Here is a 17,931-nt window from a genome sequence, read left to right as displayed (position 1 = left end):
TTATGGATTTATTAATATTTGAAAAACGTAGGTTGCTTAGATATAATTTATTATTTCAATTATATAGGGACTTATTTACCTACGGCTATGAAGTGTGTATTAAGATTGATTATGAGGTTCCTGATGATTGTAGAATTGAAATAATTGCAGCTCTTTATTACCTCTCCTTTAGAAGGTGGATTTTTTTTAACATAGAAAAGGACAAAACAGTTTCTGCTTATGTTTTAGGTGCTGGCATTGATGAAACAGAAGATTATTTTATTGAAACTAGTAAATTTGTAGTCTCTAAGATATTTGGAGATCTGTTAATACCTGTTATAAATAAAGAAGAAATGAATGGAGGTACAATTAATGTTGATTATAATGGACCCTTTATATGATAAAAATGCTAACTTCGTTGGGTGGTTATTAGAAGATAGAAATGTATTTAATAAAGATTTAAAATGGGTAGCATATAGTTATAACAATTTTGTTTGGGCAACAAAAACTAGAGTATGGATTGGTGAATTAAAAGGTACTAATCTTTTGGATAGAGATGGGAGGATTGTAGCTTGGAGTACTAGCGGACCTGTGGTTGGCGGGCTAGGATTTACAGAGGCGCCACTTGATATTGGGCCACCAATTTTGCCAGCTGTACCAATTATTGATGATGTTCCATTAAATCCTGGTTTTGCCCCCGAGCCTGCAGGTGAATGGTCGAAACTAACATTCAATCAGTGGCTTAATCAAAGGTAGGTGTTTAATTTATGCTTCCGATAGAAAATGAATTAATTAGACTTCAAATATTATTTGAGTTATATGAACATTTGTTTTGTATTTGCAATTACGGCGACATTACAACTCAAGAATACAGAATCACAGGTATAAACAAGTGTGAGGTAATTGCAGCTCTCTTTTATTTAAATGACATATCATTTATTAGCGTAAGGACTACAAATATAGATGATGTTCTTATTATATTTATTAGAGCCAGAGGAATTGATGATATTGAACTTAAGATAAAAAAAGCTAATACTGTGGCTCTAACTTTCGGTTTTAATAAGCTACTTACTCCAAACTTTGATGATGTGCCTGATGAATGTTATAAAGAAGGCAAGTGATGTGAAAAATTTCGATCTACAACTTTTTTGAATACGCCACCGTAACCTTGACGTAAAGGTTATAGTGGCGTATAATATTATATAGAGGTGAGTTATGGATACAACATATTATAAAATAGAAGAAGTTGCTCTTAAAACTGGGCTTACAAAAAGGGCATTAAGGTATTACGAAGACTTGAAACTTATAAATCCTAAAAGAACTGATGCTTTTTATAGATTATATTCTGAAGAAGACATTGAAAATATTAATAGAATAAGGGATTTAACAGATGGTTTAGGATTCTGCTTAAAGGATGTTAAAGTAATTATGGAACTCGGAAACGATGTTAAACGGATTTTTGAGGAAGAATTAAAAGATGATTCTATGATAGAAAAATCTATAAACCAAATTAAAAGGCAAATAACACTACTTGAAGAAAAAGAGCTTTCTTTAATAAATGCTAAAGAAAAATTTAAAATAGCTTTAACAAAGCTTGAAGGATTTCGTAGCATCAAATAAGGAGATATGAATTTAAATGGACAAATCAAAACAATTAGGTGAAATGAAAGTATTAAAATTATTAATGAAGTTTTCCATACCAGCAATAGTGGGTATGGTAGTAAATGCACTATATAATGTAGTAGATAGAATATATATAGGCAATGGAGTGGGATCTCTCGGGATTGCTGGTATTGCAATTGCTTTCCCAGTCATGCTAGTAATGATGGCTTTTAATATGCTTATCGGCATAGGTTCAAATTCATTAGTGTCAATTAGATTAGGTCAAAATAGAAAAGAAGAAGCCGAAGGTATTTTTGGCAATGCATTCAGTTTATTAATATTGAGTTCTTTGATCTTAACCATTATAGGATTAGTTGGATTGGAACCTTTGCTAAAACTTTTAGGAGCCAGTGAACAAATATTACCCTATGCAAGGGAGTATCTACAAATTATTCTCTTAGGAGGAGTATTCCAATCCATTGGAATGGGTATGAATAATTTTATAAGATCTGAAGGCAATCCGAAAATAGCCATGTACACAATGTTAATAGGAGCCTTAATCAATATTATTTTAGACCCTATTTTTATATTTGGTTTCAATTGGGGAATGCGAGGAGCAGCACTTGCTACTATTATATCTCAAGCAGTTTCAGCAATATGGGTATTGAGGTATTTCTTGCAAGGGAATAGCTTATTAAAAATTCATAAAAAAAATCTAAAATTAGAACCTGCTATTATCCGTGGAATTCTTGCTTTAGGGGCCGCACCATTTGCAATGCAAATTGCAGCTAGCATACAAAACTTTATCATGAATACTAGCTTAGCCACTTATGGAGGCGATATTGCCATCTCGGGCATGGGCGTTGTATTTAGTATTATGACCCTTATGGTTATGCCCGTTTTTGGTATAACTCAAGGCGCTCAACCTATTATTGGATACAATTACGGTGCAAAGAAATACGATAGGGTGAAAGAAACATACAAATTAGCAGCCATATTTGCAACAAGTATTGTTATACTTGGATGGATTGTTACAAGAGTATTTCCAGGACAATTAGTATCTATGTTTAATAGTAAAGATACAGAGCTTATAGCCTTTGGGACTATAGCAATTAAAAGGTTTATGATGTTTTTACCTTTTATTGGATTTCAAATTGTTTCGTCAAGTTACTTCCAAGCCGTTGGCAAACCAAAACATTCTGCACTACTTGGTCTATCAAGACAGGTGTTGGTACTGATCCCTGCCTTAATTATATTACCAAAATTTTTCGGATTAGAAGGTGTCATATCTGCAGGACCCTTAGCTGATATTCTATCAGCAGTAGTAACTGGGATATTTATTTTCATAGAAATGAAAAAACTGGATGACCATCATAAGTCTACTATAATTGATGTAAAGGCAAGGTGCTAGGAGGTAACTTCCCGTCACCTCCTAGCACCTTGGTGGAACTGACATAAGTTGTGGATGTAATGGATAACTTATAGTTCCTCTAATTATTTAATTAATCCTTCAGCTACGTTAACTATAAAATCTTGGACATTTGTAACTAAGGTTTTAACTTCTAAGGTTCCTCTATCAGATAATTTATTAACAGAGAACTCTTGTATATCTATTGAATATATATATACTGGTCTAACAATTCCATCTTTTACAGTGTACGATGGAGTCATATTTCCAGCAGCTATTGTATGGAGTACTGTTGATAAACATATAAGCATAGTTGCTTTTCTAGTATGTTTTCTCATTTCATTTTGAGATTCATACACATTATCATAAACATTTGGTAATGTATATCTATCCCTTATACTACCAGCAAGTACTACAGGAACATCATTTTCTACACATGCTTTTAATATTCCATCTTTAACTTTTCCGGAATTTATAAGCTCTTCTATTGAACCTGCGCGTCTGGCCTCATTTATAGTTGCAATATAGTTATAATGAGCATTTTCACGAGATTCAAAAGTTTCCTGACCGGAAACTGTTTTGAACATTCCGTTTTCTAAATCATAAGTAGCAAGGTTATTTCCAGATAAAACAGCTTGAGCATATCCGTTTTCTACAAGGGAGGCAAAGGCAGCTCTTGATTTATCATCTAATGCAATTGCAGGTCCTAAAACCCAAACTATTTTTCCAGCGTGTTCCTTTTCATATTGCATAATTTCATATAATTCATCGTAATCTTTAGAGAAGGCTGTTTCTCTTGATCTCCCACTTCTGAATGCAAAGGTATCAACATCTCCATCATCAGTAACGAATCCTTTGGTATACATATATATACCTTCGCTTCCATCTTCAGTTCTTCCTACGACAACTTTATCTCCAACTTTTAAATTTCTAAATTCCACAACATCTATGTCATCATCCGTCGTAACGACTGCAACGCTATCCATACGGCTTTCATTAGCTATTACCCACTTACCTTTAATCTTAAAATATTCAGGATATATTGATAATGCATGATAATATTTATCAGTAACACCGTCTTTAATTACTTCTTCGATTCTGCAATCTGGGGCATTAGCAAGAAAATCTTGCGAGAAATCCGGTGGTGTAAACTTTGGTAATTCAAAACTCATTTAAAATCTCCTCCAACTAATATAATAATGTATGTTAGTGCGTTTAGAAGTAAATACGTTAAATTATCTTTTTCGAAGCTGTTATATTAAATCAAGTTTTTTTGAAGATTAACCACAAAATCTTGAACATTAGTAACTATTGTTTTAACGCCTACATATTCTCTAGCAACGGCTACTTGATTAACTGCATATTCAGCAATATCTACAGAGTAGAAATATACCGGTCTTACTTTTCCAGCTACAACTCTATAAGAAGAAGCTAAGTTTGCAGTTGCTACTGAGTGAAGAACCGTAGCAAGACAAATTATTACTGTTGCTTTATCTGTTTGCTTCTTCATAGCATCCAGGCCACATGATACATTATGATAAACTGGTGGAAGTGGACCATCATCCCTTATAGATCCAACAAGAACTATAGGTATATTCTTTTCTACACAAGTTTTCATAAATCCATCTTTAATATTTCCCTCATTGAGTAATGCTTCTATAGAACCTGCGCGTCTAGCCTCATTTATTAAATCTAAATGGTTATAATGACCCATTATAACTGATTCTTGAGTATATATATTTTGACCAAGGGCAGTCCCGAGAAGCCCTCCTTCTAGATCGTGGGTTGCCATAGCATTCCCAGCCATAAGAGCGTTTACATACCCGTTTTCAGCAAGGTCGGATAGTGCAGCGCGAGTGTCATAATCAAAAACCACGGCTGGTCCTAGCACCCAAACTATATGCCCGTTATTTTCTTTTTCATATTCTAGTAATTCATATAATTCTTCATAATCTCTTGAAAATGAAGATTCAACAGAACGACCCAGTTCTACATTTGGTAAGTTATTAAATCCACTAGTATATTTGTATATACCTTCACTTCCATCTTCAGATTTTCCTAAAATAACTTTATCTCCGACTTTAAGGTTTCTAAATTCCACAATTTCTACAGTGTTGTTATCGCGAACGACAGCAGTACATTCTATAGATGTTTGGGTTGGAAGCACCCACTGACCATTAACTTTAAAATATTCAGGTGATATAGAAGTTATTAAGAAGCCTTTAGGAGCGACTCCATCCTTTTTAACTTCGCTTATTCTAACATCTGGTGCGTTAGCAAGAAAATCTTGTGCGAGGTCCGCTGGTACGAACTTTGGTAATTGAAAACTCATTTGAAAGTTCCTCCTTTAGTGTGATGTATTTAAAATAATGTTTAGATTATTTTATAAAATACAATTCATTATAACTAATAATTATATAAAGATAAAGGATAACTGAAATTTTCAGTTATCCTTGTGTACTATTATATATATTTAATTAGCAATTTGTTTATGAACCCCAGGGTTTTTTTTATAAAAACTTCATGCCAAGGTAAGCAGGAATCAGTTTTTATGATATACTATAAATTGTATTTTATAATATATTCACAATAAATTAAAGTAATGGAGAGATGAAAGTTGAAACATAAAAGTTTTTTTAGTTTGATTGTTTTATTTCTAGTATTTTCTATGAGTTCAAATGTTTTCGCGGAAGCTAGCGATGGCACTACTAATTTACCAACAATATATGGGAAAGCAGCAATCGCTGTAGATGTTGCAACTGGCGAAATAATTTACGCTAAAAATGTAGACAAGCAAATGTACCCAGCGAGTATAACAAAGCTAATGACCGCACTATTGCTTGCTGAGAATAGGGGGAAAACTGATGAAATAAAATACACTGAAAGTGCAAAGGAGCAGCCCCCAGGTTCATTAAATGCTAATTTTCATCCAATTGGACTTGATGAAACCATGTCAAGTGCTGACGTAATGGATGGCCTGTTACTGTATTCAGCAAATGACGCGGCTTATATGATTGCAGACGACGTTTCAGGAAATTCCACAAATTTTATGAAAATGATGAATGATAAGGCAGCCAAATTGAACATGACAGGAACTCATTTTGTAACTCCTAATGGGCTTCATCGTCCAGATCATTATACTACGCCATATGATATGAGTATACTTTCGAGAGCGGCATTTTTAAACCCATGGGTAAAAGAGTCAATGAGTAAAAAGCAAAATACTATATCAACATCAAAAGGAACAACATTTAAAATTGAAAATACCAACAAACTTCTTGGGGTCGATGGTTGTATTGCTGGGAAAACAGGATATACGTCGCCAGCTGGGAGATGTCTTGTTGCCATTTATACAAGAAATGGAAGGGAAGTTATGGGGGTTGTTATGGATTCACTTTATTATCCAGACGACACTTATGTTTTCGATGACATGAAAAAAATTATTGACTATAGCTATGATTTACAGCCAACGGTATTGCATACAAAAAATGACCTTATAAAAACTGAAATATTAAAATATAAACCTCTTGTCTTCTTTGGTCCAGAGAAAACTGTTAGTATACCACTGGTGGCTAAAGAGGATATTAGCTATTACAACAACGAAGCAAACAAAAAAGATTTGCAGGAAAAAATAAAATTAACAAGTATTGACCTTTCTAGTCTTAAAGATAATAAGAGCATTGGAACCTTGACATTAACTCAAAAGGGAAAAGTCAAAACTTATGAGCTTTATTCAACAGTTTCCAAAGAAGATTTAGTGAAAAATGATATACCTATATATCTTGTGACTGCTGGAATATTTTTTTTATTTTTAATAGGAATAGCACTAATAATAAGAACAATTAATTTAAATAAGAGAAAAAGAAAATACGGTAGAAGATTTTAATAAAATATAACCTTCTTAATTGCGAATTTGATAATTTAATTTGTCATAAATAAGCAATAAAACAACACATTTGTTCTATAATATGTATTGTTAATAAAGTATAAATATAGTAAAGTATTATTATGGTTTATTTGTTAAATTTTACAATGAAACCTTAAAAGGTGGACAACCAGTACTAAATAAGTAGGGTTGAAAAAATATTTGTAGAAGTTGGGTATAAAAAAGCTAACCTAGCACATAAGAAATTATTTAGAGAGGGGGATTTAATTGAAAAAAATTTTAATCATTACGGTATCTTTAATGCTGCTATTTTTAAATATTCCTGTAATTGTAAGTGCAGCACCCACTACAGGAGAACCAACGATAACACTATCAGAAACAAAAGTTAAGTCTGGGGACATAATAAAATTTGAGATAGAGACAAAGAATGCATTTCCAGATATAGATAATAGTAATCTAATATTAATTAGGAGCAGAGTGGATGAAGCTCAAACTATCTCCTTACATCCTAATTATAATGAAAACACAGGGAAATATGAACTAGAATATACAATCCCTTCAAATATGTTAATAGGAGAATGGTATATAGAAAAACTAGTGCTACAAGATAATGCAGGAAATAGCACTTATAATTATTCTAATATTACATTTACAGTAGACCCCACAGTCAGATTTGATAGCCAAGGGGGAAGCGCAGTAATAAGTAATACTGTAGATTATAACAGTACAATAACAGCTCCCGCTACTCCAACAAAGACAGGTTATGCATTTGCTGGGTGGTACAAAGAAGCTGAATGTTTAAATGCATGGGATTTTATAACTGATAAAGTGACTGAAAACACAACACTATATTCAAAATGGACAATTATTGCTATTGGAATTCCAACAAGTTTAAAAGCGGCATCATCTTCATATAATAGCATTAATGTTAGTTGGGGTGAAGTAACTGGAGTAGATGGGTATGAAGTTTACAGGTCAACATCTAATAACGGAACCTATACTTTAATATCAACGAATACGAATGCAAGTTATAACAATACTGGACTTACAACTAATAGTAATTATTACTATAAAGTTAGAGCATATAAGATGGATTCTAATGTTAAAGTATATAGTGACTATTCAACTGCTGTAAGCTCAAAACCAATACTAGGGTTTCCTATAAATGCTATAGCCACTGGTATTAATTCTAAAAGTATCAAACTTAACTGGAGTGCTGTAGTAGGAGCAAATGGCTACGAAATACATAGAGCTATTTGGAGTACAGGAACCTATAGTTTATTAACAAAAACCACAAATTTATATTATACAAATTTAAACTTAGTAGCTGGGAAAAATTATTACTACAAAATAAGGTCATACAGAACTATTGGAAAAATAACTGTATATAGCAATTGGACTGTAGCAACTAACAAAACAATCACATATACTACTTTTAATAATTTAGTACAGTCGAATGGCGTCTACGGAAAATATGCAGGTTTAAAAGTAGAAATACTAGATCAAAGCGAAACTAAACTTTTAATTATGAAAGCTAATGGCACTAAAATGTGGGTAGAGTCGAGCAAGGTCTCAGTATCTAAAAATCCAGCTACTAATACGAAATACTTGGATAAAAAACAATTGGAAACTTATGTAAATATAACAAGCAATTTCGTCAGTGAAACAAAATTCTTTACTTGGGTGGATTTAAATAGGCAAAGAGTTAATGTTTTTACTGGTAGCGCGGGACACTGGGTTTTACTGAAAACATATTCCTGTGCATCGGGTAACAATGCAACCCCTTCAAAGAGAGGATTATTCACAGTTCAAGATAAAGGATATTCTTTTACTACAGATAACGAGTTGCTAGTGAAATATTGGACAAGATTTAGTGGCAATTACCTGCTACACTCAATACTTCTAACGGCTTCTGGAGAAATCTTCAATGCAACTGTAGGAATAAGACTCTCTCATGGATGTATTCGTATGCCATTAGATATGGCAAAATGGTATTATGAAGAAATACCGAGTGGTTCATTAATATGGGTTAATTAAAAAACAATGGGGTTTAATATCATTATGTATAAGGAGTAAATTCGTGTCACCACTGGTGACCAAATTTACTCCTTTTCTTTGTATCTTATACCAAAATTAGTGAGACGGGGGTTGATTTATTCACTACTAACATCAAGTTAAAGAATAACGTCCTCGTATAATGGGTTTGTTTTAATAGAAAGGCTATGCTAGATATAAAGGGTTATATTTAAAATAAAGATATAGATAATAAATTCTAATATTTTAAATTAATGTTATAATATACTATATAGACGGAAAATTTTACAAATAATTCTAAATTTAATTTTAAGGAGGTATTTATATAAATGACTAAAATACTTGAATCAGAACCTAAAAATATACTATGTGTTGTAAAGACTCATAAAGAGATAAAAAAGGGTAAAGTAACATCCAATGTTGCAGCAAACTTGCTTGTAGGTGCACTCGGTGGAGTTGGGGGAAGAATAGTAAATGATTTCACTCTAACACTTACTGATAAGAACCTCTATATAGATGCAAATGGATATTCAACATGGGGTGGAATACCTGAAACAAACAATGAAGACATAATTTCTATTAAGGATATAGACTGTTTTAATTTGCAAGAAGAAAATAATGAAAATGTTATAACAATAACAACAAATGGAAATGAAAAGAAAATGATTTTTATTTGTAACGATGAAAATGAATACAAAATGGCTATAAAAATGTATGAATTAATACCAGGTTTAAAATAACCTAACTGTACTTGAAAAATAGTTAATGATTAGAAAGTCAACTGTTGAAAAATGGGGGGCTTTTTTTGTAACTATAAAATAAGAAAAAAGAAGGTCTCCCTTAAATAAGAGGGGAAACCTTCTTTTACAAAGTACAAATTAATTAACAAGATAATTAGCTTCTTGCAAATATTTCTTGGAAATCTACTGCTTCAAGCTTATCACGTACTAAAAGCTCTTCTGCAACAGCATTAAGTTTACTTCTATTCTCAGTTAAAATTGTTAATGCTTTTTTATATCCTTCATCTATAAGTTTCTTTATTTCTAGATCTATTTTGTTTAGAGTTTCTTCACTAAAGCTTTTACTTTTACCCATGTCTCTTCCAAGGAATACCTCGTCACTACCTGAGCCAAAAGCGATTGGTCCAAGAGTATCACTCATGCCATAATCCATTACCATTTTTCTTGCGATTGAAGTCGCTCTTTCAATATCATTGCTTGCACCAGTACTTATATCTCCAATAACTAGTTTTTCGGCAACTCTACCACCTAATAGTCCCACAATTTCCTCTTCGAGTCTTGACTTCGACATATATGATCTGTCCTCATCTGGAAGACGCATAGTATATCCGCCAGTTCTTCCTCTTGGAACTATACTTATCTGGTGAACAGGATCTGACATTGGAAGTAGGTTCATTACAATTGCATGGCCTGCCTCATGATACGCTGTAAGTCTTCTATCTGCTTCGATTACCACTCGGCTTTTCTTTTCAGGTCCAGCAATTATTCTTGTAACTGCTTCTTCAAGTTCAGCCATTCCTATAAGCTTTTTATCTTTTCGTACAGCTAAAAGCGCTGATTCATTCATTAGGTTCTCGATGTCCGCACCTGTAAATCCAGGTGTTCTTTTTGCAAGTACGCTAAGCTTAACTTCTGGTTCAAGATGCTTATTTTTAGAATGAACTGCTAAAATTGCTTCTCTACCCTTAGTATCAGGAATTCCAACAAGTATTTGTCTGTCAAACCTACCTGGTCTTAGGAGTGCTGGATCAAGTACATCTGACCTATTTGTAGCTGCAATCATTATTATTCCTTCATTTTCTCCAAAGCCATCCATCTCTACTAACAGTTGGTTTAATGTCTGCTCTCGTTCATCATTTCCACCACCAACTCCTGCACCTCTTTGTCTTCCTACAGCGTCAATTTCATCTATAAAAATTATACAAGGTGAGTTCTTTTTCGCCTGCTCAAATAAATCTCGCACTCTGGAGGCTCCCACACCGACAAACATTTCTACAAAATCTGAACCTGAAATGCTGAAAAATGGGACTCCAGCCTCTCCTGAAATAGCTCTTGCAAGAAGTGTCTTACCAGTTCCTGGAGGTCCTATTAGTAAAACTCCCTTTGGTATACGAGCACCCATTTCCATATATCTTTTAGGTTGCTTTAGGAAATCGACTATCTCTGCAAGCTCAGCTTTTTCTTCATCTGCTCCTGCAACGTCATCAAAACTAACTTTTTTGCTATTAGGATCGGCAAGCTTTGCTTTACTTTTCCCGAATTTCATTACACCACCGCTTCCACCGCCGGCACCCTTGGATTGTTTCATGAACATAAAACCAAAGCCTACAAGCATTAATATGAATAGTAGATTAGGCAAAACCTGTAACCATATTAAGGTGCTGGATGGCTTTAGATACGTTTCAGCAATAGCTGGACTCTTTGGATGATCTTTAATAAACTGAAATAATCTAGCAGAGGGAACAATGGTTTTATAGGTAGTTCCATCTTTTAAAGTTCCAGAAACTGACATTTGATCATCTTCCACCACGAAGCTTTTTATAGTGTTATTTGTCCAATTATTCTGAAATTGATCAAAATTAATAATTGTTGAAGCCCGATCTGTTTTAGGAAACATAAATACTGCAATAATAACAAGAATAATAATCCAAACAACAATACTTGGTTTCTTTTTCATCATAGAACACCTCTCTTTATAGATATACACTTATTTTTTTACTCTTGGTCTTTCACTTATTATATACTTAAGCCTACTAAAAATGCTATTGATTTCATAATAGTCTTTATAAATATTATTAACCAGTAATAAAGTAGCCACTTTAATAGTTTATAAATGAGTATATCATAGCCAATATTAAAACGCAATAGTTTCAAAACTATTTAGTTCAGTTAAGTTGAAAAAGTGATTTTATTGTGTTATATTTATAGAAAACAGAGACTGGAGGCTAGGGGATGGATATAATAAATAAATCCGATTTCATTGAAAATGTTGAAGGAAAAGTCCCAGGTAAGATTGGAAGACCTGTAGATAAACGGCGTGATCTGGCTATTCTAAAAGCCGCATTGGAGCTCATAGCGGAAAACGGGTATGACTGCGTCACCATGGATTCTATTGCATCAAGAGCCCATGCAGGAAAAGCTACCTTATACCGCAGATGGAAGTCTAAACCGTATCTTATAGCAGAAGCCATAAAATTCATGATGCCTTGTGAGCAGAAGGTTGATCCTGAGCGTTGCGGTGACAATTTGAGAGATTATTTATGTGAAGTACTTAGTATATATTTCGGGATAAGAGACAAGGTTAGGCAAAAGGTAATGCTGTCCATCGCAACAGCGATAAGCAGAGATAAATTATTATCCGAAGCGATTCACTTAGATTGCATATCCAATCAAGCAGGTATATTAAGTGATGCCATAGAGTGCAGCATAAATAAGAAATTAGACAAGGAGCAATTGAAACTTCTCGCAGATGTGGGCCCAGCATTATTATTTTATGAGCTCATAATTACTGGCAAACCCATTAAAATGGAATATGTAGAACATGTTGTTGATCATTTAATAATTCCGCTTATAGAACTGAATAAAAAATAAAAAAGCTCCATTTCAAACAGTTAAATTTGCAACATGCAAGAAATAGTATTAATAGGTTGACTGGAAGATACGCTGCTTTCCTTTAAACAATTAGCAAGAAGGTAACTTCCGGTCACAGCAGATAATATCTTCTATAATATTATTTGAATATTTTAATGACATAATATAATTGTTCAATTCATCTTTAACTTCTTTTTCACTTGCTATTTCTACTATTGCATGTATGGTGTTTAAATGATTTTTAAAATCATGTTACCTAAAATAAATAAATAAGTGCTAATTATTATAATCCCTAGGACAACGGGTCATATACCTGTAAATTCCTAGGGGTATTTTTTGTTTTTTAGCATTCATACCAAAAGAATTGCCTCCCTATAGAGGTAATTGGAAATTAATGTAGAATTATAGTTTCTAGAAGCTTAAATTATTATAGGAAGTTAAGAAGGAGTGAGAATATGTTTTCAAATGAAAATGGGTTATTTGGAGAAGCTAAACAAGCGAAGGTGCTACCTAATATTATTACAAGTCTACTTTGGGTATTACTTTTTCTAATGGTCGGACAAGGAACAGGTGGAATCTTGGCTTATTTTACAAGAAAAATCATTGGTAATGACCCTGCAGTTTTATTGCTAAATCAGCTTATTTGTGGGTTTATATTTATAACGTTACTTGTATTTGCTAGAGTAAAGTTTAGAGAAAAAAGAAGCATTTCAAGTATTGGTTTAAAAAAAGAAGGACTTATAAAAAAGTATTTAGTAGGTTTTGGTATAGGGATTATAATGTTTTCAATAGTGGTTTTATTGCTTAGTATTAGTGGACATACTGTAGTAAATAGCAATCCAGAAGGTCTTTCAGGCATAGCGGCTTTAAGTGGTGTCCTAATTGTTATACCAGGTTGGATAATACAAAGTGGTACTGAAGAGATTCTTTCACGAGGCTGGCTTATGAATGTTTTAGGTGCAAGGTATAATGTAGCTGTAGGTTTGATTGTTTCGTCTTCATTTTTTGGACTTATGCACTTTGCAAATCCAAATGTAAACATTTTAGCTATAATAAACATTGTATTAGTAGGTTTGTTTTTTGGTATGTATGTTATAAAAACTAATGATCTATGGGGGGCTTGTGGACTTCATGCCGCGTGGAACTGGACTCAAGGAAATGTTTTTGGGTTTGAGGTAAGTGGACAGAAAGTAGCAGCAGGTAGTTTATTAAATTTGAGTCCAACTGGTTCAGAATGGTTTACAGGCGGATCATTTGGACCTGAAGCTGGAATCGCTGCAACTATAGTTCTTTGTATAGGAATTGTAATTCTATACTTTATTCCATGGCATAAAAATTTAGATACTGTGAGGAGTTTAATATAAAAAATACATTAATTTAACTTATTTACAATATATACTAAAGGTGATATAATAAAAAAAAGTGTTGAAAGGGGATAGTAAATTATGACGCCAGCTAATTGTTAATATTAATTTAAAATTAATATGTATTTTATAATGAGTTTTAATTTGCCTAATTATATTTAGGTTTTATTGTTATGCTCTTTATGGAATAAGGCATTTAGAAGGTAACTTACTTTACTGGAATTCAACATTGTAATTTATAATATATTTCAAGAATTTTTTTGAAATATTAGCCAGAGTTTTTTGAAAAAGTTTGGCACTAGATATATAAGCATAATTAGATGGCTTAATTAACGCCAATAAATTTTTTGCATATATCTTATTTTAATAAATTATAGTATTAATAGAGTATTTCAGACTGTAAGAAGAGGCGATCTTCTTATGGTCTTTTTATTTTTTGATCACATTAAAAAATTATAGTAGATAAGATATTTTTAGCCTGCCCATAAAATGCATAATTTAAATTATGGATGAAAGAAGGGGTTTTTATGTTTGAATTATCGTTAAATGGTGTAAAAAAATATATGGATGCCACACTTGTTGTTAAAAATATAAGTTTTCAAGTTTATTCAGGAGAAAAAGTTGGTATAGTAGGTATAAATGGAAGTGGAAAGAGCACTATCCTTAAATTAATAGCGGGAATAGAACCTATGAATTACTATCCAGGTTACCCGCAAACCTCAAGCTATGGATATGACGAAGGGCTTATTAATATGCCCAAAGAAGCCACCAGTGCTTACCTTGAGCAGATACCGGAATATCATGACAGCTTAAAAGTTATTAATGTTTTAAACTTAGCTTTTGAGGGAGTTCATAGTATAGAGAATAAAATGCGTAAATTAGAAGAAGAAATGAAATTTTTAGAAGATGCTGTCTTGGAAAAAACCTTGAAACAGTACAGTGATTTGGTTCAATTATATGAAGTTAAAGGCGGATACGATACAGAAGAAAAATTAAGTAAGATTTGCACGGGCCTGAAATTTGATATCAGCTTTTTAAACAAAGACTTTAGTTTGTTAAGCGGCGGTGAAAAAACTACGGTAGTGCTTGGGAAGCTCTTGATTGATAATCCAGATATATTGTTACTGGACGAACCTACAAACCATTTGGATATGGATTCAATTGAATGGCTTGAAGGCTATCTTAAGGCTTATAAGGGAATTGTAATTATAGTATCTCATGATAGATATTTTCTTGATAATGTAGTAACAAAGATTGTAGAAATAGAGGATATGGAATCTATAACCTATAAGGGTAACTATTCTTCTTATGTTAATCAAAAGGAAGAAAATATGATTGAACAATTTCATCAATATAAGGAACAGCAAAAGCAGATTAAGACTATACAGAAGAATGTAAAGGAATTAAGGGATTGGGCAACTAGGGTAGATAATAATAAATTCTTTAAAAGAGCTGTCAGCCTGCAAAAAAAACTTGATAAAATGAAAAATAGTGACACTGAAAGTAATAAGTCTTATCGATCCAGAGGCCAATATGTAAGAACTGAAAAACCGAAGTTTGATAGAAAGAATATGAAGCTTAACTTTAAAGAAACTGAAAGATCTGGTAATGAGACAATTAAGGCTGAAGGACTTTCTAAATCTTTTGAAGATAAAGTTATTTTTAATCATGCAGATTTAATGATTAATTTCGGTGAAAGAGCGGTGCTAATCGGTCCAAATGGTAGCGGGAAAACCACCTTCTTAAAACTGCTATTAGGTGAAGAGTGTCCAGATGATGGTATAGTGGAATTAGGTGCCAATGTTATGGCGGCATATTTGCCACAGAAAATTACTTTCGAAAACGAGGATCTCACAGTGCTGGATTATTTCAGGGAAGATGTTTTTCTGCCAGAGGGGAAAGCACGGGAATACCTGTCAAAATTCATGTTTTATGGTAGTAGTGTCTTTAAGAAAGTAAAGCACTTATCCGGAGGAGAGAAAATAAGGCTTAGCTTAAGCAAACTGTTATACGAGGATGTAAATTTATTGATACTAGATGAGCCAACTAATCATCTTGATATTGATTCCATAGAAACCTTTGAGGAAGCGCTGGAAGAGTTTAAAGGAACTATATTCTTCATATCTCACGATAGATATTTTATCAATAAAATCGGTGAAAGGGTCATTGATATTGAAGACAATGCTTTTAAAAGTTATCCTGGGAATTATGATTATTATAAAAATGTAAAAGATGAGCTAAGCCTTCAGGTTATTAAAGAGCCGGTGGTGAAGTGTGAAAAAGTTAAGAAACCAAGAAATGTTGATGAAAGTAAAAACAAGGAAGCTGAAAAGGCTAAAGCTTTAAACAAGGCTATAAGTCTTGAAAATGAAATAAAAGAGATTGATTTAGCTATGGCTGACTCAAGGCTACATTATGAAGAGCTTAATAAGCTTTACTCTAGGAAAGAAGAGTTAAGTAAAGAGTTAGATGGAACCATGGAATTGTGGTTGAATTTTAATTACTAGAGGTAAGAATATATTTCAAGACCCTCAATTTGTTCAGGGGGTCTAATAATCTATACAACCGTTGAGCCATGTATAATGTGTCTTAACACAATAATTATAGCGAAAATAAGAAATATTGTTTTTGCTTTAGTAGATAGCTAGTATGATGTATTTAAAAGAATTACTGTTAGATTTAACTAATTACAGTATTGCTTAAAAAAACGTATACATGGATAAATTAATATGCTACAATAAGCAAGGAAATATTACAATGTTCTGAATTGCTTCATAAATGTATAATTAATTCTATGTAAATTCAGACAGTTACTATATGAATAAAATATTTTAGGAGGGATTTTTAATGATAAAGCAAAGACTTGATAAGGTTCTAAAGATTATGAGCGAAGAAGAAATACCTCAAATGATAGTTTCAGATCCATCAGCAATATTTTATCTTACAGGAAGATGGATTTTTCCAGGAGAAAGGATGCTGGCACTATACATTAACTTAAATGGAAATAACAAATTATTTATTAATGAGTTATTCCCTATAAGCGAAGATTTAGGGGTAGAAAAGATATGGTTTAATGACACTCAAAACCCAATAAAAATTCTTGCAGATAATATTGATAAAGAGAGTGCGATGGGTATAGATAAAAACTGGCCGGCACATTTCTTAATAAAACTAATGCAATTAAAGGGTGGAAGCTCATTTGTCAATGGATCTGAAATTCTTGATAAAGTAAGAATGTGTAAGGATGAAAATGAAAAAGAACTAATGAGAGCAGCTTCAATATTAAATGATAGTGCTATGGGTGAAATGATAAAACTTGTACCTAACGAGCATTCTGAAATAAAAATGGGAAAATTACTTGGTGAATTATGGGACGAAATGGGGACTGAAGGTCATTCCTTTGATCCAATTATAGGCTATGGTGCAAATGCTGCAGACCCTCATCATGTAATGGATAAATCAACTGTTAAACCAGGAGATAGTGTAGTCATTGATATCGGCTGTAAAATGGATTCATACTGCTCAGATATGACTAGAACTGTTTTCTACAAAAGTGTATCAGAACATAGTAGAGAAGTTTACGAAATTGTTAAAGAAGCAAATAGAAGAGGAATTGAGAAAGTTAAAGCAGGAGTTAGATTTTGCGATATAGATGCTGCGGCAAGAGACTATATAACAGAAAAAGGCTACGGAAAATATTTTACTCATAGGCTCGGACATTCAATAGGTATCGAGGTTCATGATTTCGGTGATGTTTCTTCTGTTAATACTGATAAAGTTCAGGTAGGGCAAATTTTCTCAATTGAACCAGGTATTTATCTACCAGGTGATGTTGGAGTACGTATAGAAGATTTAGTTATAGTTACTGAAGATGGCTGTGAAGTATTAAATCATTACTCAAAAGACTTAATTATTGTAGAATAAGAAGGTTAGTTGATAATGCCATGGCTTTTAGTATTGAGTCTGGTGTATATTCCCGGAAAATTTGGTGTGAGAGTTAAGAATATTGTGTTAGTAAATGAGGGTACTGGTCAAGCTCTAAACAAT

Annotated in this window: 16 protein-coding genes; 13 read left to right on the top strand and 3 right to left on the bottom strand. The window is 32.8% G+C overall.

The window, feature by feature from the left end:
* The first annotated feature begins 2 nt into the window (after positions 1–2).
* From KPL50_RS04895 to KPL50_RS04875, 5 genes are all read left to right on the top strand, one after another.
* A complete protein-coding gene (locus KPL50_RS04895; RefSeq protein WP_216297338.1) occupies positions 3–380 on the top strand; it encodes a hypothetical protein in 378 nt (125 codons plus the stop codon).
* On the top strand, positions 352–735 hold the full coding sequence (locus KPL50_RS04890; RefSeq protein WP_216297337.1) for a 4-fold beta flower protein: 384 nt from the start codon (positions 352–354) through the stop codon (positions 733–735). Before KPL50_RS04895 ends, KPL50_RS04890 begins: the two co-directional genes overlap by 29 nt.
* A gap of 11 nt (positions 736–746) precedes the next feature.
* A complete protein-coding gene (locus KPL50_RS04885; RefSeq protein WP_216297336.1) occupies positions 747–1,100 on the top strand; it encodes a hypothetical protein in 354 nt (117 codons plus the stop codon).
* A 94-nt stretch (positions 1,101–1,194) separates the two neighbouring features.
* A complete protein-coding gene (locus KPL50_RS04880) occupies positions 1,195–1,599 on the top strand; it encodes a MerR family transcriptional regulator (RefSeq protein WP_216297335.1) in 405 nt (134 codons plus the stop codon).
* Between the two features lie 16 nt (positions 1,600–1,615).
* Positions 1,616–2,992, top strand: a complete 1,377-nt coding sequence (locus tag KPL50_RS04875) for an MATE family efflux transporter (RefSeq protein ID WP_216297334.1) — start codon at positions 1,616–1,618, stop codon at positions 2,990–2,992.
* A gap of 83 nt (positions 2,993–3,075) precedes the next feature.
* Here KPL50_RS04875 and KPL50_RS04870 read toward each other — a convergent pair whose 3' ends face one another.
* A complete protein-coding gene (locus KPL50_RS04870) occupies positions 3,076–4,161 on the bottom strand; it encodes a hypothetical protein (protein WP_216297333.1) in 1,086 nt (361 codons plus the stop codon).
* An 86-nt stretch (positions 4,162–4,247) separates the two neighbouring features.
* Positions 4,248–5,321, bottom strand: coding sequence for a hypothetical protein (locus tag KPL50_RS04865; protein WP_216297332.1), 1,074 nt, complete (start codon positions 5,319–5,321; stop codon positions 4,248–4,250).
* A 285-nt stretch (positions 5,322–5,606) separates the two neighbouring features.
* Between KPL50_RS04865 and KPL50_RS04860 the strand changes: the two genes are divergently transcribed.
* The 3 genes from KPL50_RS04860 to KPL50_RS04850 all read left to right on the top strand — a co-directional run bounded on the left by KPL50_RS04860 (position 5,607) and on the right by KPL50_RS04850 (position 9,649).
* The gene (locus KPL50_RS04860) at positions 5,607–6,875 is read left to right on the top strand and encodes a D-alanyl-D-alanine carboxypeptidase family protein (RefSeq protein WP_253200456.1); all 1,269 of its coding nucleotides are present in this window, start codon (positions 5,607–5,609) and stop codon (positions 6,873–6,875) included.
* Between the two features lie 267 nt (positions 6,876–7,142).
* Positions 7,143–8,912, top strand: coding sequence for an InlB B-repeat-containing protein (locus KPL50_RS04855; protein WP_216297331.1), 1,770 nt, complete (start codon positions 7,143–7,145; stop codon positions 8,910–8,912).
* A gap of 326 nt (positions 8,913–9,238) precedes the next feature.
* Complete coding sequence (locus KPL50_RS04850; RefSeq protein ID WP_216297330.1) at positions 9,239–9,649, top strand: hypothetical protein; 411 nt, start codon at positions 9,239–9,241, stop codon at positions 9,647–9,649.
* Positions 9,650–9,803: 154 nt separating this feature from the next.
* Here the strand turns inward: KPL50_RS04850 and ftsH are convergent, their stop codons facing one another.
* Positions 9,804–11,606, bottom strand: coding sequence for an ATP-dependent zinc metalloprotease FtsH (ftsH, locus tag KPL50_RS04845; RefSeq protein ID WP_216297484.1), 1,803 nt, complete (start codon positions 11,604–11,606; stop codon positions 9,804–9,806).
* Positions 11,607–11,881: 275 nt separating this feature from the next.
* On the opposite strand from ftsH, the gene KPL50_RS04840 reads away from it, so the two are divergent.
* The 5 genes from KPL50_RS04840 (at position 11,882) to KPL50_RS04820 (ending at position 17,808) form a co-directional block, all read left to right on the top strand.
* Positions 11,882–12,520, top strand: coding sequence for a TetR/AcrR family transcriptional regulator (locus KPL50_RS04840; RefSeq protein WP_216297329.1), 639 nt, complete (start codon positions 11,882–11,884; stop codon positions 12,518–12,520).
* A 455-nt stretch (positions 12,521–12,975) separates the two neighbouring features.
* Positions 12,976–13,884, top strand: a complete 909-nt coding sequence (locus tag KPL50_RS04835; RefSeq protein WP_216297328.1) for a CPBP family intramembrane glutamic endopeptidase — start codon at positions 12,976–12,978, stop codon at positions 13,882–13,884.
* A gap of 527 nt (positions 13,885–14,411) precedes the next feature.
* A complete protein-coding gene (gene abc-f / locus KPL50_RS04830; protein ID WP_216297327.1) occupies positions 14,412–16,391 on the top strand; it encodes a ribosomal protection-like ABC-F family protein in 1,980 nt (659 codons plus the stop codon).
* Positions 16,392–16,403: 12 nt separating this feature from the next.
* Entirely contained in the window at positions 16,404–16,532 is a 129-nt protein-coding gene (locus KPL50_RS27830; RefSeq protein WP_216297483.1) for a hypothetical protein, read from the top strand.
* Positions 16,533–16,731: 199 nt separating this feature from the next.
* On the top strand, positions 16,732–17,808 hold the full coding sequence (locus KPL50_RS04820; RefSeq protein WP_216297326.1) for a Xaa-Pro peptidase family protein: 1,077 nt from the start codon (positions 16,732–16,734) through the stop codon (positions 17,806–17,808).
* The last annotated feature ends 123 nt before the right edge of the window (positions 17,809–17,931 follow it).

Source organism: Clostridium sp. CF012, from assembly GCF_018861755.1.
Taxonomy (GTDB): Bacteria; Bacillota; Clostridia; order Clostridiales; family Clostridiaceae; genus Clostridium_AD.
Note: the sequence above shows the minus strand (reverse complement) of the source record. Positions and strands in the feature narration are given on the sequence as shown.

Bases quoted from the DNA above. Each gene is read 5' to 3' on its own strand.
- abc-f (WP_216297327.1), top strand. From the start codon at position 14,412: ATGTTTGAATTATCGTTAAATGGTGTAAAAAAATATATGGATGCCACA.
- KPL50_RS04875 (WP_216297334.1), top strand. From the start codon at position 1,616: ATGGACAAATCAAAACAATTAGGTGAAATGAAAGTATTAAAATTATTA.
- KPL50_RS04820 (WP_216297326.1), top strand. From the start codon at position 16,732: ATGATAAAGCAAAGACTTGATAAGGTTCTAAAGATTATGAGCGAAGAA.
- KPL50_RS04870 (WP_216297333.1), bottom strand. From the start codon at position 4,161: ATGAGTTTTGAATTACCAAAGTTTACACCACCGGATTTCTCGCAAGAT.
- ftsH (WP_216297484.1), bottom strand. From the start codon at position 11,606: ATGAAAAAGAAACCAAGTATTGTTGTTTGGATTATTATTCTTGTTATT.
- KPL50_RS04880 (WP_216297335.1), top strand. From the start codon at position 1,195: ATGGATACAACATATTATAAAATAGAAGAAGTTGCTCTTAAAACTGGG.
- KPL50_RS04840 (WP_216297329.1), top strand. From the start codon at position 11,882: ATGGATATAATAAATAAATCCGATTTCATTGAAAATGTTGAAGGAAAA.
- KPL50_RS04835 (WP_216297328.1), top strand. From the start codon at position 12,976: ATGTTTTCAAATGAAAATGGGTTATTTGGAGAAGCTAAACAAGCGAAG.
- KPL50_RS04850 (WP_216297330.1), top strand. From the start codon at position 9,239: ATGACTAAAATACTTGAATCAGAACCTAAAAATATACTATGTGTTGTA.
- KPL50_RS04890 (WP_216297337.1), top strand. From the start codon at position 352: ATGTTGATTATAATGGACCCTTTATATGATAAAAATGCTAACTTCGTT.
- KPL50_RS04885 (WP_216297336.1), top strand. From the start codon at position 747: ATGCTTCCGATAGAAAATGAATTAATTAGACTTCAAATATTATTTGAG.
- KPL50_RS04895 (WP_216297338.1), top strand. From the start codon at position 3: ATGGATTTATTAATATTTGAAAAACGTAGGTTGCTTAGATATAATTTA.
- KPL50_RS04865 (WP_216297332.1), bottom strand. From the start codon at position 5,321: ATGAGTTTTCAATTACCAAAGTTCGTACCAGCGGACCTCGCACAAGAT.